Annotated in this window: 14 protein-coding genes; 3 read left to right on the top strand and 11 right to left on the bottom strand. The window is 40.6% G+C overall.

The features are described from left to right. On the bottom strand, positions 1-648 hold the full coding sequence (locus WG954_RS04385) for a Crp/Fnr family transcriptional regulator (RefSeq protein WP_340434019.1): 648 nt from the start codon (positions 646-648) through the stop codon (positions 1-3). Between the two features lie 79 nt (positions 649-727). Here WG954_RS04385 and rnhB point away from each other — a divergent pair, with 79 nt between their 5' ends. Then, positions 728-1330 carry a ribonuclease HII gene (rnhB, locus tag WG954_RS04380; RefSeq protein WP_340434017.1) on the top strand — a complete coding sequence of 201 codons (603 nt, stop codon included), beginning with the start codon at positions 728-730 and terminating at the stop codon, positions 1328-1330. A gap of 92 nt (positions 1331-1422) precedes the next feature. On the opposite strand, the gene WG954_RS04375 is transcribed toward rnhB, so the two are convergent. Continuing rightward, positions 1423-2031 carry an L-threonylcarbamoyladenylate synthase gene (locus WG954_RS04375; protein WP_340434015.1) on the bottom strand — a complete coding sequence of 203 codons (609 nt, stop codon included), beginning with the start codon at positions 2029-2031 and terminating at the stop codon, positions 1423-1425. A 103-nt stretch (positions 2032-2134) separates the two neighbouring features. On the opposite strand from WG954_RS04375, the gene WG954_RS04370 reads away from it, so the two are divergent. After that, positions 2135-3010, top strand: coding sequence for a cupin-like domain-containing protein (locus WG954_RS04370; RefSeq protein WP_340434013.1), 876 nt, complete (start codon positions 2135-2137; stop codon positions 3008-3010). A gap of 313 nt (positions 3011-3323) precedes the next feature. Here WG954_RS04370 and WG954_RS04365 read toward each other — a convergent pair whose 3' ends face one another. The 8 genes from WG954_RS04365 to WG954_RS04330 form a co-directional block, all read right to left on the bottom strand. Continuing rightward, positions 3324-4694: a Gfo/Idh/MocA family protein gene (locus WG954_RS04365; RefSeq protein WP_340434012.1), complete on the bottom strand. Its 1371-nt coding sequence runs from the start codon at positions 4692-4694 to the stop codon at positions 3324-3326. 19 nt (positions 4695-4713) lie between these two features. After that, on the bottom strand, positions 4714-5727 hold the full coding sequence (locus WG954_RS04360; RefSeq protein WP_340434011.1) for an alpha/beta hydrolase: 1014 nt from the start codon (positions 5725-5727) through the stop codon (positions 4714-4716). An 80-nt stretch (positions 5728-5807) separates the two neighbouring features. Continuing rightward, positions 5808-6137: a hypothetical protein gene (locus tag WG954_RS04355; protein WP_340434010.1), complete on the bottom strand. Its 330-nt coding sequence runs from the start codon at positions 6135-6137 to the stop codon at positions 5808-5810. Continuing rightward, positions 6130-6339, bottom strand: coding sequence for a hypothetical protein (locus tag WG954_RS04350; protein WP_340434008.1), 210 nt, complete (start codon positions 6337-6339; stop codon positions 6130-6132). Before WG954_RS04350 ends, WG954_RS04355 begins: the two co-directional genes overlap by 8 nt. A 12-nt stretch (positions 6340-6351) precedes the next feature. Continuing rightward, the gene (locus WG954_RS04345) at positions 6352-7116 is read right to left on the bottom strand and encodes a TIGR02757 family protein (RefSeq protein WP_340434007.1); all 765 of its coding nucleotides are present in this window, start codon (positions 7114-7116) and stop codon (positions 6352-6354) included. Next, positions 7116-8255 carry a cystathionine gamma-synthase gene (locus tag WG954_RS04340; protein WP_340434006.1) on the bottom strand — a complete coding sequence of 380 codons (1140 nt, stop codon included), beginning with the start codon at positions 8253-8255 and terminating at the stop codon, positions 7116-7118. Before WG954_RS04340 ends, WG954_RS04345 begins: the two co-directional genes overlap by 1 nt. 45 nt (positions 8256-8300) lie before the next feature. After that, positions 8301-10217: an asparagine synthase (glutamine-hydrolyzing) gene (gene asnB / locus WG954_RS04335; protein ID WP_340434005.1), complete on the bottom strand. Its 1917-nt coding sequence runs from the start codon at positions 10215-10217 to the stop codon at positions 8301-8303. A 134-nt stretch (positions 10218-10351) separates the two neighbouring features. Then, complete coding sequence (locus tag WG954_RS04330) at positions 10352-10924, bottom strand: DUF2911 domain-containing protein (RefSeq protein ID WP_340434003.1); 573 nt, start codon at positions 10922-10924, stop codon at positions 10352-10354. A gap of 185 nt (positions 10925-11109) precedes the next feature. On the opposite strand from WG954_RS04330, the gene WG954_RS04325 reads away from it, so the two are divergent. After that, positions 11110-12420: an acetyl-CoA hydrolase/transferase family protein gene (locus tag WG954_RS04325; RefSeq protein WP_340434001.1), complete on the top strand. Its 1311-nt coding sequence runs from the start codon at positions 11110-11112 to the stop codon at positions 12418-12420. 76 nt (positions 12421-12496) lie between these two features. On the opposite strand, the gene WG954_RS04320 is transcribed toward WG954_RS04325, so the two are convergent. Next, complete coding sequence (locus WG954_RS04320) at positions 12497-13081, bottom strand: acyl carrier protein phosphodiesterase (RefSeq protein WP_340433999.1); 585 nt, start codon at positions 13079-13081, stop codon at positions 12497-12499. Positions 13082-13145 lie beyond the last annotated feature (64 nt).

The following is a 13145-nucleotide window of genomic DNA, read 5'->3' as shown; positions in this document are numbered from 1 at the left end:
TTATAAATTTTTCAACTCAATGGCATTGCGTTGTAATCCAACCAACCCTTTCTGCTCCATTTTTTTGAGCAGTCTTGATATTACTTCTCTTGAAGTATTCAGCTCCTGTGCAATTTCCTGGTGACTGATGTTGAGCAGCGTTGTTCCCTGTGCTTCCTTTGCACGTTTCAGGTAAAATTCCAAACGCTCATCCATATTACGGAAAGCAACATTATCCAACGTAACAAGTAATTCATCAAAACGTGCACGATAGGTTTCAATTACAAACTGGTACCAACTTTTGAATTTGCCCATCCATTCGCTCATGGTATCAACGGGGACCATCATCACTTCTGTTTCAACCACAGTTTTCGCCATAATGGGACTTGCTTCATGTTTGGCAGCGCAAACGAGTGATAACGCACAGGCTTCGCCGGGTTTTAAATAATACATGAGAAACTCATTGCCATCATCATCTTCCCGGTAAATCTTGATAAGGCCATTTAATACCAGCATGGTGCTTCGGATATATTGGCCTTTACGCATTAGTATTTCATTAGCAGGAAATGTTTTGAATTCACCTTGTTCTTCAATTTCATTAACAAGTTGATCTTCAAATAAAGGATAACTCTTGCGGAGAAGATCGTCGTGTACCTGTTGCGTAGCCATACACAAATGTGGAATTTTATTTTGGATTTGAAAAGCACTACAACATTTTAAAACTCCTAAGCTTTCTATCTTTGGGGCGATGTCTTTACTATCTTTTTACCAGGAAGAACTGCTTGAAGCCGGTTGTGATGAAGCGGGAAGGGGTTGTTATGCCGGACCGGTGTTTGCAGCAGCAGTGATCTTGCCGAAAGAATTTCATCATCCTTTGCTTAACGATAGTAAACAGGTAAAAGAAGAAAACAGAAATACGTTACGGTTGATCATTGAGGAGAAGGCAATGGCTTATGCGGTGGCAAAAGTAGAAGTAGAAGAGATCGATCATATCAATATTCTGAAAGCATCGTTTAAAGCCATGCATTTGGCAATTGATCAACTCAAGCAAAAGCCACAATTATTGTTGATCGATGGGAACCGCTTCATTAAATACAAACGCACTGCACACAAAACATTTGTAAAAGGTGATGGACGTTTTGCTTCAATTGCAGCGGCCAGTATTTTGGCCAAAACCTATCGTGATGAATACATGCTCAACCTTCACCAACAGTTTCCCCACTACAATTGGCAAAAGAACAAAGGCTATGGAACAGAAGAACATCGCAAGGCAATTGAAGTGCATGGATTATGTGAGCACCATCGTAAGTCATTTAATATTGATCCGTTGAAAATTCAGGAGTTGTTTTGATCCTGAGTAAAGAATAAGGAAGACGAATTAGGTAAAAGAGAAAAATGTTGTGCATTCCTTTTTTGCTTATTCCCCTCTTTCAATCTCTTAGCTTAACCTACCCAGTCGCCCAATCCTTCTCTCAACACCACCGGTTCATCATCCGTGCAGTCCACAATGGTTGAAGGAACCATACCACCAATTCCACCGTCAACAACCAAGTCAACCAATTTCTTAAAGTTATCATGCATGTATTCAGGATCGGTGTATTCTTCCACCATCTCCCCGGGCAATGACGCACTTAATATTGGATGGCCTAACTCACGGATTATGGCACATGCAATTTTATTATCAGGCACACGCAAACCAATGGTATCTTTTTTACTTTTCAGGATTTTCGGCACTTCACGACTGGCGGGTAAAATGAACGTATAAGGACCTGGCAGATACTGCTTCAGCATACGATAAACAGGCGTGCTGATCTGTTTGGTGTAATTGCTGAGATCGCTCAGTCCGTGGCAGATAAATGAAAGTTGCGCTTTTTGCGGGTCAACATTTTTGATGCGGCAAATGCGTTCGATAGCTTTATGCTGAAAAATATCACAACCCAAACCATAAATCGTATCGGTTGGATAGATAATGATGCCCCCGCTTTGCAGACACTCAACAATGGTTTTGATCTGCCGGGGCTGAGGGTTTTCCGGATGAACGTGCAATAACATAATTAAAAGTACTATTGAATTGAACCAATTTTATCATTCGGCTGACCATTTATCTGCAATTGTTCGTTTATATTTGATTGTGCATTATTAGCCCTGATTGTTTATGCAACTGAAACCCGTTGATACATTTGATACCATCAGCCCAGAGCAGTTTCGTCGTGACTATTATCTGCCAGGTAAGCCTGTGATCATTAAATCACTCGCAAAAACATGGCCAGCTTATAACAAGTGGAACTGGAATTTTCTGAAGCAAATTGCAGGGCATCATAAAGTAGGCATTTATAATAATATTAAAAGTGATGCATACACGCCCATCAACACGGCTGATGATTATAAGACCTTTGGCGAATATGTTGATATGATCTCCGAAGGCCCGGCAGGCTGGCGCATTTTCCTCTTTAATATTTTCGATCATTCACCGGAGTTGACACAGGATTTTACCTGGCCCGAAGAATATATGAAGGGCTTTGTAAAAAAATACCCGATGTTATTTGTGGGTGGGGCAACCTCCATCACTCATATGCATTTTGATATTGATTTGTCGCATATCCTGCATACACAGTTTGTGGGTCGTAAGCGGGTGCTGCTCTTCCCATATGAAGAACAATACAAATTGTACCGCAAACCTTTTGAAGTTTTGAGCCTGGCCGATTTCAGCAATTATCATCTCAAAAACGGAAAACCCGACTACGAACAGTTCCCGGCTATTAGGCAGGCAACTGGTTATGAAGTAATACTTGAGCATGGCGATACCCTGTTTATGCCTGCCGGTTACTTTCATCATATGGAATATCTTGATAGTGGGTTTGCGATGAGCCTGCGTGCAATGCAGGAAGGCATAGCGCCAAAGTTGCATGGTGTATGGAACCTGTTTGGGATGCGTGGTATAGATACTTTGTTGAAGAAAACAGCTCCGCAATGGTGGTATTCGTTCAAAAAACGAAAAGCATTTGAAGCCGCTGAAAAAGAATTGATTTAGACTGAAAGAAGGGTTTGTTTTTCTTGCATATTCCAAAAGACTGGTCTATATTTATCTCGTCACATCTGGTCCCCGTCCAACCCAATTCCAATTTCCCTTACAAAGCTCCTGGTATTCCATAATATCCCGCTGATGAACAATTAGTTCCTCCCTACAATTAATTTATTATACTGTCTTTTATAATAGCAACTCAAATTGTTGTAACTCTTTCTGAACATAAAAGATCTATTTTTTTGTGGTTTCAGAGGTAAGCAAAAGGGCCCACGATTTCTATCGGGGCCCAACTTGTTTAGAGTTCAAATATGTTAACGGATTACAGTTTTATCTCTACCACCTTATTTCCCTTCCTGCTTTGCTCAGCAGCAAAACCCATTAAATGACTTTCAATTGATGCATCAATTGTTGATGTAAGTAAGGATGGATCGTTTTTCGATATCGCTTCGATCCAGTTTGCAACAAGACGCCAGTCGCCACCGCCATGCATATCAGTTGCATTTTTCCATTCTGTTTTTTTACCAGTGAGGAAATCGGTATGCACCATCGTTGTCATATCACCCACAATATCTCCCAGACTACCCATTACTCTCGTTCTTCTTCCTTCGTAGGAAGTAAATGCTTCCATGCTGAAACTGCAGGTAACACCATCTTCAAATAATATATTGGTGGTATAATGATCGGGTTGATCATTCTCCATCCGGTACACACAACGGCCATAGTTGGTTGTTTTTAATTTCTCCATGATATGATCGGCATGTTTCTCTTTTTCTTCCGGCATATCAAATACATAAGTCCGTTTCCGTTCCCGATAATATTGTTTCAAAGCTGAATAGGGACAGCTTGCTTCCACTTTACAACCATCGGTGCAACGGGCCGTACTTCCTTCTGGGGCATTTGCTTTTTTAAACCAGCTTACATCGCCTTGTGCATGAATGCTCTTGCTTTGTTTACCAATCATCCAACGTAATATATCCAGATCATGACAACTCTTTGCAAGAATGATTGGCGTTGTTTCTTTACTGTTATGCCAGTTACCACGCACATAAGAATGACTCATGTGTATGTGTTCAATTGGTTCAATATGTTGTACGCTTACCACTTTACCCAATACACCACTTTGCATGATCTTACGCAATTCTTCAAAGTAAGGAGCATAACGAAGTACATGACAAACTGCAACGATCTTTCCTGTTTTTTTTGTCATGGCTAAAATATCACGGCATTCTTTTTCGCTTGGAGAAATTGGTTTTTCCAGCAACACATGATAACCCATTTCTAATGCTTTCATGCATGGCCCGTAATGCAGATTATCAGGTGTGGTTATAAGAATAGCATCTGCAAACTTGGGACGCTTGAATACATCTTCCCATGTTTTAAAACGGTTCTCATCTTTTATTGCGTGCTTCTTTGCATATCGATCATTACGAATAGCAATTGGTTCAGCAACACCTACAATGTCTAGTTGTGCAGGATATTGAACAGCATAGTTGCCATAAACATTTCCTCTTGCACCTGCACCACAGGTAATGACAGTGATCGGTTTATCCGGTACAAAGCTGTTACTGAATTCAGGAAGATAAATTCGTTCACCTTTATCATTGGTTGCCCATGATGAAAGCGGCAAAACAGATCCACCAATCGAAATTCCTAAAGCTTTTAACGCATCTCTGCGTGATAATGAAGACATATATTCTGGTTTAAAATGATCAATTAGTTTTAAGCGGCATTTTTAAAACATCCATCATGAACTTTGTTATTTCTATTTCCACTCCCTGGTAGTCGTTTGATTTAATATAACCGCCAATCACATGATCGCCGGTGTTGGGCATGGCTACTTTTCTTTTTTGTTCAGCAACTGTGCCAAGTTCATCAAACATTTTCAGCATGGCACTTACTTTCACAACACTATCCTGGTGCACATCATCTTTGTAATAATACAGCATGAGTGTTGGCTGTTTCACTTTCTTAAATGTTTCGGGAACCATTGCTGTTTCCAGATACTCCTGCAGATTCACAATAGCTTCTAAACGATATTTTGAATACCAATGAGCTTTGTAAATATCCCGTTGATCTTTGGTGACATGATAATCAGATTTCTTTACCAGTCTTGCCATTTGCAAACCCCATGGATTATTGGTAAGCCAGGCATTGGGGTCATTGATAGCAATATTAGGCGACAATAAAATGAGTGATGCTATTTCAGGGAAATTAGCAGCCAATTGTAATGCATTGCTTCCACCTGTTGATGTACCCATGACGATAACTTTACTGCCGAGTTGTTTGCCGATGGCATAAGCCTGCTTTACACTTTCCCAATATTTTTCCGAGGTTAGATTAAGCATAGCGTCACTTGTATCAATACCATGCTCAGCTAAACGTGCTAAATACAAATTGCAGCCAAACTTCTTGGCAATGGCGGTATGCACGGGGTCGCCTTCTTCCTGCGAAGCAGAAAAACCATGCAGGTATACAATTGCGTATTCCGTTTTTTGTTTGGTGGAATCGTTATACCAAACAATACGGGCTTCATTTTCCGCCTTGATCTTGTGTTGTGATTCGTTTTGTGTAATATAGTTTTCCAACGCAGCAGCTTCAGTTGGAACAGCAGGTAATGTAGTTGTATAAACCGGGGTTGATGGGTTGGGGCCAACAAAATAAATAACTGTAAGAACAAAAAGAATAATGAGAACCCATTTCAGCAATCGTTTCAGAAATTTCATGAGTCTTATTTAGATGATTTTTAAAATTACTGGATTCCTGTTTACCAAACGTTAACAGGACAAACGATTGAACAGTGATTTCACCATCGTTCTTCCCCGTCGTCATCAATCTTGGTTGATCGATGCTCTGCTCTTGATCTGATCTTCTGCAGTTGTCTGTCGATGATAAGCCTTGCGATCAATTGAGCCGCATTTTCACCACCCTGTTGCTGCAACAGTTGTTTCATTTTTGTTTCGTTTACATCAATGCGGTAGAGGTAGTAGACAAGTTTTTCAAAATCTGTATTGATGAGTATATTGACATGATCAGTAAGCTGTTGTTCCAGTTCATCCATCGCCAACTTCTCGGAAAATTCAAGCGACAGTTCTTTGTTAAGCAAAGGGATGATATCTTTATTAAGATCACTCATCTGACTTTTCCTTCTTTTTATTGTAGAAAGTAAAAAGCACCGTTAGTACAACTGCTACAATCGCACTTTTTACTAATACCGAGCTGATGGTGGTATCTGCCTGGTTGGCCACCCATACCAAAAAGGCATAGTTGATCAAAGTAACTATAACGAAGTTGACAATAAGCAGGATAAAAAACTGGATGAGCTTAACTGGGTTCATTTGAATTATTTTCTAAAGTTTATATTCCATTACACCAGTACCAAATAATGCAAAGTCATATTTCACGGGATCGTTCTTGTCTAAGATACGCAGATTGGCTGTGAGTTCTAGCGCCGCTTCCCAATCATCTTGCTTGCGGGAAAGCAGATCATATTGTCGTGCTACTCTTGATACATGCACATCCAGTGGACAAACAAGATCAGATGGTTTGATATTCTTCCAGATTCCGAAATCAACACCCCTGCTGTCGTCCCTCACCATCCAGCGCAAATACATATTCAAACGCTTGCAGGTTGATTTTTGCATCGGTGCTGAAACGTGCTTCTCTGTTCGTTTCAAATGCTCGAATGAAAAGAAATAGTTTTTGAAATGATTCAACCCTTCTTCTACCGTCATTCCTTTTGTTGGAAAGAAGGCTGTTTCTAATGAATCATGGTTACTGTAGTGCTGCTGAAAGAATTCAATGAAGTAATAAAGATCATCAGCGGTAAATGTGCGGTGCTTGAAGGCGCTTAATTTTTTTAATGCACCGGAAGAATGGTTCAGACAAAAGTTATATGGCTGCATATTCATCAGCTGCATAAGTTCTCTTGCTTTGTTGATGATGGTGGTGCGGTTGCCCCATGCGAAGATGGCTGCAAAAAAACCGGCGATCTCAATATCCTGTTGTTTGCTAAACAGATGGGGAATGCAGATGGGATCATCTTTAATGAACGAAGGTTGATTGTAGAAATCAACCTTCGCATTGAGAAACTTTTTTAATTCTTGCTGCTTCATTATCCAATTGCTTTCGCCAGATCTTCAATGAGATCATCAGCATCTTCAATACCCACACTCAAACGGATCAGCGAATCATGCAAGCCATCTTTAATTCTTTTTTCTCTTGGGATAGAAGCATGCGTCATGCTTGCTGGGTGATTGATGAGACTTTCAACACCACCTAAACTTTCAGCCAATGCAAATAAATGGGTGGATGACAATACACGTCTTGCTTCTTCAATACTGTCATCTTTCAATTCAAAACTGATCATGCCACCAAAATCACGCATTTGTGCTTTTGCAATTGCATGTCCGGGATGATCTGTAAAACCAGGCCAATAAACTTTCGCCACTTTTGGATTGACTTTTAACCAATGTGCAATTTTTGCACCGTTTGCACAATGCGCTCTCATTCGCACAGCCAAAGTTTTTATGCCACGCAACACCAGGAAACAATCCATTGGTCCGGGAACAGCGCCGGAACTTTTCTGAATGAAGTATAATTTTTCACGAAGGTCTTTATCATTCATGACCAAACAACCTTGTATGACATCACTATGACCACCGAGATATTTTGTAGCGGAATGCATTACAATATCCGCACCGAGATCTAACGGGTTTTGCAAATAAGGCGAAGCAAAGGTGTTATCAACACAAAGCAATGCACCCGCTTCTTTTGCAATCACGGAAACAGCTTTGATGTCGGTAATATTCATCAACGGATTTGTGGGTGTTTCCAGCCAAATGAGTTTTGTATTGGCAGTGATCGCTGCTTTTACATTTTCAGGATTGGTGGTGTCAACATAAATAAACTTCAACCCGAATTTTTCAAATACTTTCATGAACAAACGATACGTACCACCGTACATATCACTCGCCGCAATCACTTCATCGCCCGGCGCAAGCAATTTGATCACGGCATCTGTTGCAGCCACACCACTTCCAAACACCAAACCGAACTTTCCGTTTTCAATTACGGCTACTGCTTCTTCCAATGCAAAGCGTGTTGGGTTCTGGCTTCTTGCATATTCATATCCTTTGTTTACGCCCGGAGCTTCCTGCACATAGGTACTGGTTTGATAAATGGGTGTCATAATAGCGCCGGTTGAAGGATCGGGATGCGAACCGGCATGGATCATTTTAGTATCTAGTTTCATATCTATAGTTTTAGCTCGTCAAACGAGAATTGCAAAGATGAGGATTTACAACAGATGCGCCGCACAGAAATAACGCCAATCATCATTCTTAACAGCATGTGCTGATTGTGCATTTACAGGTTGTGTCAGAATTTCTTTTTTCAGAATATTCTCATTCACCAGTTTTTGCCGGCCGTTTTGCAATAATTCTTTAAAGCCTTCCGACTGCATCCATTGCTGCTGCGGTGGTTCATAACCAATCTTGTCTGTTCTGTAAACAATGGATGAAGGCAGCACTTGCTTCATACTTTCACGCAAAATATATTTCGTAAACCCGTTCTGTAGTTTGTAATGCGAAGGCAAAGAGAAAATAAACTGCACCAATTCATGCGATAAAAACGGCAAACGAACTTCCACACCGTGTGCCATACAGTTGCGATCAGCATAACGCAGCAATTCTTCTAAACCCAACCGCATGGTATTGTAATACAGCAGATCATTAAGCTTGCTCACTGTTGGCTTGAAAATGCTTTTCTTATTAAAATGTGTCTTGCGATAATTGTTGTTGATGAATTTATTGTTCAATAATTCTTTGTTGACTTTGTTTTCCAGTTGAACAGCTGCCATTTCGGGAAACTTTGCAGCCAGTTTATTTTTCCAACTCCAGTCAACTGAAATGTTGTTTTGTGCGAACGCCTTTAACTCATGGCTAACGGTTGATGAATCACGAGCTTTCTCCTGCAAAAACCAATGAATGTATTTATGATAACCGGCTAAGGTTTCATCGGCACCCTGCCCATCAAGAATTACTTTGACGCCTTGTTGCTTCGCCAGTTCATAAACTTTGTATTGCGCATAAATACTACTCGATTGAAAAGGTTCTTCCTGCTGATGAATTAATTTTTCAATATCATTCAATAATGTTTCTGCTGTTGGTGAAACAAGATGATGTTGCAGTTGAAACTTCTCAGCAACTTGTTTAGCAAAAGCCGTTTCGTCTTTTTCAAAACCCGGAAAGGAAGCGGTGAAGGCCTGGATTTGGGAATTGGGAATTGGGGTTTTGGAATTTGTGATTTGGGATTTAATAATTGCTGCAATGCTTGAACTATCTAATCCGCCACTCAGCGATGTACCAACTTCCACATCACTCCTCAATCTTCTTGTAACAGATACATTGAACAGTTGCTGAAACTGTTCAATGGCTTCAGCTTCTGTTATTGTTGATGTAGTTTCTTTATCAAGATCCCAGTACTGTACAATTTCATTCTTGCCGCTACGCAAATCTAACTTCAGGTAATGTGATTGTGGTAAACTACGGACCTGTTCATAAAATGTTTGCGACAGATCAGCAGGATTCTTTACCCATCCTAACCCAATATAGTTGAGCAACATACTGTGGTTGATGTTCTTCTCTACACCTGCAGCCCACAATGCTTTCATTTCACTGGCGAATAAAAACTGTTCGCCATCAAAAAAATAGTAGAATGGTTTTTCTCCAAAGCGGTCACGTGCAGTAAAAAGGGTTTGTTCCTGTTCATCCCAAATGGCGAAAGCAAACATACCATCAAATTGTTGCAGACATTCTTCTTTCCAAAAATCATAAGCAGCAAGAATAACTTCTGTATCGGAATGAGTAAAAAAGGTGTAACCCTTTTGCTTCAATTCTTCTTTCAGTTCAAGATAATTGTAGATCTCCCCATTATAGGTAATACTGTATCGTGCCCTTTCTCTTGGTCCCCGTTCAACCGGATTGTCGGGGCGTGCTTCACCTGTCGGGAAGGGGAAATGCATCGGTTGTTTACCGGTTTCACTCAGATCAATGATGGCCAAACGCCGGTGACCAAAGCCAACTGTTTTGTTTTCATTCAACCAAAAACCTTCACCATCCGGTCCACGATGAGCAATGGCGTCAGTCATTTGTTTCAAACGTTCTGTTGAAACATTATTGGGGTTCATTGAAATAATTCCTGCAATACCACACATGCTGTAAAAATCGAACTTTCAATGCAGATAAACCAAAAAGAAAAGCTCTGCAGAAATGCAGAGCCTTACTATTAATTAAATTCCCGATAGTTTAGTTCACCACGTACATCGTACATCTAACATCGTACTTCCAATCACCAGCTAATCGGCATCTTCACCATCACTTCATCCCAATCCATAATCAGGTTGATGCTTTTATCGTTAACCTTTTCAAATACCATCGTAAATGATTCGGTCACATCTGCTGTTTTTGTAACAGGGCAATCAACACGAACTACATCTTTACTTGCATCATATTTAAATGCGCCCCACACATCGGTATCTTTATTAATGATCACTGTCCATTTTGCAGCACTCTCTAGCGCATACATGGTATAACGACCTTTCTTTACTGTTTTGCCTCCGATTTTTACATCACGGTAAAACTCGATCTCTGTTGCTTCGTTGGCGCCCAATCGCCAGATCTTTCCATCTTCCACCAATTCGCCAAATACTTTACGGCCACTCTTTGAAGGGCGACTGTAAATAACACGGGCAATCAATGGTTCGGTTACTTTATTTGGCTGAATTCTAAGAACAGGATAGTTCACAGGGTAATACGACATATCCATTGGTGATTTATCCAATGGCGGTAATTTGCTTCCGTTCTGTGCTGTTGCGGTTAACTCAAATGCAACAAATAAAAAAATCATCGATAACAATTTCATACGTTCTCTTTTTTTGGATCTTATTTTATTGGTAACAGTTATTATGACTGCTTTTTTCTCCCCGAGGTTGTTTTGAGAACGCAAATTTAGCCCAAAGATTGCTGTCGGTAATCACCATTTATCCTGTTTGTTGGCAGTTTCAAAGGCTTTCTTGCATTTTATTTTTGTATTCTAATATTTCGATCATGTACAAGCATATACACTACCAGTCAGTGGAGCAGGCCCTTGCCGTGATTAAGAGCGGACACCGGGTGTTTGTTCATGGCAGTGCCCAAACTCCTCTTTATTTATTACGTGAGCTGGCTAAACATTCCCACAGGCTGGAGCAGGTAGAGCTCGTATTCATTACCGTACAAGGAGATATAACGGTTGACCAGCCACAATACGAAGGCATCTTCAACATCAACTGCATGTTTGTGAGTAACAGTGTACGGAAAGCGGTGAATGAAGGCCGGGCCGATTTTATTCCTGTGTTTCTCAGCGATATTCCCGACCTTTTTAATAAAGGCCACTTGCCGGTTGATGTAGCATTGGTGCATGTTTCGCCGCCCGATAAACATGGCTATTGCTCTCTTGGCGTGAGTGTTGATATTGCAAGAAGTGCTGTGAACACAGCCAAATATATTATTGCGCAGGTAAACCCAAATGTCCCCCGTACGCATGGCGATAGCCTGATCCATACTGATCGGTTTACATCAATGGTGTATTGCGAAGAACAGCTACCTGAAGTGGATTATGGTATGAAGGTGCGGGAAGATGAAATGCAGATCGGCAGGTACATTGCCGAAATGATTGAAGATGGCAGCACGCTGCAAATGGGTATTGGTACCATTCCGGATGCGGTATTTAAATCCTTGCACAATCACAAAAATCTCGGAGTCCATACCGAAATGTTCAGCGATGGTATCATTGATCTTGTTGAAAGAGATATCATCAACAACGTTCATAAAAAAATTCACCCGAATAAAACAGTAACCGGTTTTGCATTGGGCACACGTAAGTTGTATAATTATGTTGATGATAATCCTGCATTTGTATTTCTTGATATTGATTATGTGAATGATCCGCATGTGATCCGTCGTAATCCAAAAGTGGTGGCCATCAACAGTGCAATTGAAGTTGATATTACAGGCCAGGTTTGTGCTGATAGTATTGGCACAACACAATACAGTGGTATTGGCGGACAAATGGATTTTATGCGTGGTGCTGCTTTGAGCGAAGGTGGCAAACCCATTATTGCACTTACATCACGCACAGCAAAAGGCATTAACCGCATTGTGCCTTTCTTAAAACAAGGTGCAGGTGTGGTAACCACACGAGGACATATTCATTATGTAGTAACAGAATATGGTGTTGCGCATTTGTATGGAAAGAACTTACGTCAGCGTGCAAAAGCATTGATCGATATCGCACACCCCGATGACAGAGAAATGCTGGAGAGGGCATGTATAGAACGCTTTAAACAATTTCTAGTTTACGATTCTTATATTCATTAAGGTTGTTGATCAGGTATGGCAAACTGCCGGGGGTTGCAACTAATTATGCATTCTGTTATAAGTATGCCATACCTATTTATCTTTCCGTTATCCAGTTCTTTACCACCGCTATCATTTCAGGAAAGAAGGCCTGGTAACATTGCCTCAGCGTTGCATCATGTTCTTCAAACAAAGCGAAGGCCGTTGCACTTTCAGTTAAATAAGTTGCACGCCGCACTACCCCGTGTAAGCTGTTTTCAATTCCCCATTTATTACTATAGTTATAAAGCCAGTTCTGTGTTTTCATAAAAGGGAACATGCTTGCAAACCGTTCCGGGAAAACAGCAGTATAAGGTTCAAGCATCGTGTAGGTATCAGTTGCAAACTGTTCAAGCGAATCATGATTAAAGATCAATGGATCAGTAGCGAGATAATGGTCATATACCACATCTACAAAAGCACCTGCATATAGTCGGTAATGCGGTCTGAAAATTTCTTTTGCTTCTTTTGTTGCTGCATGATCATCAGTAAACGAATCGATGATACGATGCAGTTCGATGCCTTGTTGTATACCCGGCGAATAGTCAAATTTCTTCTTGCCTTTCACATAATCGCTGATCATATTACCCACGAGTAACTCGGGCTGGTGAAACGATAGGTAAGCATGAGCTAGATAATTCATTCAGATTTTTTTTTTACAAACGGCGTAAACTTTTTTGAGACCTGCCGTCTAATCCTGTTCAAAC

Origin of the sequence: Lacibacter sp. H375, assembly GCF_037892425.1 — a bacterium.
Taxonomy (GTDB): Bacteria; Bacteroidota; Bacteroidia; order Chitinophagales; family Chitinophagaceae; genus Lacibacter.
Note: the sequence above shows the minus strand (reverse complement) of the source record. Positions and strands in the feature narration are given on the sequence as shown.

Bases quoted from the DNA above. Each gene is read 5' to 3' on its own strand.
- WG954_RS04365 (WP_340434012.1), bottom strand. From the start codon at position 4,694: ATGTCTTCATTATCACGCAGAGATGCGTTAAAAGCTTTAGGAATTTCG.
- rnhB (WP_340434017.1), top strand. From the start codon at position 728: ATGTCTTTACTATCTTTTTACCAGGAAGAACTGCTTGAAGCCGGTTGT.
- WG954_RS04350 (WP_340434008.1), bottom strand. From the start codon at position 6,339: ATGAACCCAGTTAAGCTCATCCAGTTTTTTATCCTGCTTATTGTCAAC.
- WG954_RS04345 (WP_340434007.1), bottom strand. From the start codon at position 7,116: ATGAAGCAGCAAGAATTAAAAAAGTTTCTCAATGCGAAGGTTGATTTC.
- WG954_RS04355 (WP_340434010.1), bottom strand. From the start codon at position 6,137: ATGAGTGATCTTAATAAAGATATCATCCCTTTGCTTAACAAAGAACTG.
- WG954_RS04360 (WP_340434011.1), bottom strand. From the start codon at position 5,727: ATGAAATTTCTGAAACGATTGCTGAAATGGGTTCTCATTATTCTTTTT.
- WG954_RS04370 (WP_340434013.1), top strand. From the start codon at position 2,135: ATGCAACTGAAACCCGTTGATACATTTGATACCATCAGCCCAGAGCAG.
- WG954_RS04330 (WP_340434003.1), bottom strand. From the start codon at position 10,924: ATGAAATTGTTATCGATGATTTTTTTATTTGTTGCATTTGAGTTAACC.
- WG954_RS04340 (WP_340434006.1), bottom strand. From the start codon at position 8,255: ATGAAACTAGATACTAAAATGATCCATGCCGGTTCGCATCCCGATCCT.
- WG954_RS04375 (WP_340434015.1), bottom strand. From the start codon at position 2,031: ATGTTATTGCACGTTCATCCGGAAAACCCTCAGCCCCGGCAGATCAAA.
- WG954_RS04320 (WP_340433999.1), bottom strand. From the start codon at position 13,081: ATGAATTATCTAGCTCATGCTTACCTATCGTTTCACCAGCCCGAGTTA.
- WG954_RS04385 (WP_340434019.1), bottom strand. From the start codon at position 648: ATGGCTACGCAACAGGTACACGACGATCTTCTCCGCAAGAGTTATCCT.
- asnB (WP_340434005.1), bottom strand. From the start codon at position 10,217: ATGTGTGGTATTGCAGGAATTATTTCAATGAACCCCAATAATGTTTCA.
- WG954_RS04325 (WP_340434001.1), top strand. From the start codon at position 11,110: ATGTACAAGCATATACACTACCAGTCAGTGGAGCAGGCCCTTGCCGTG.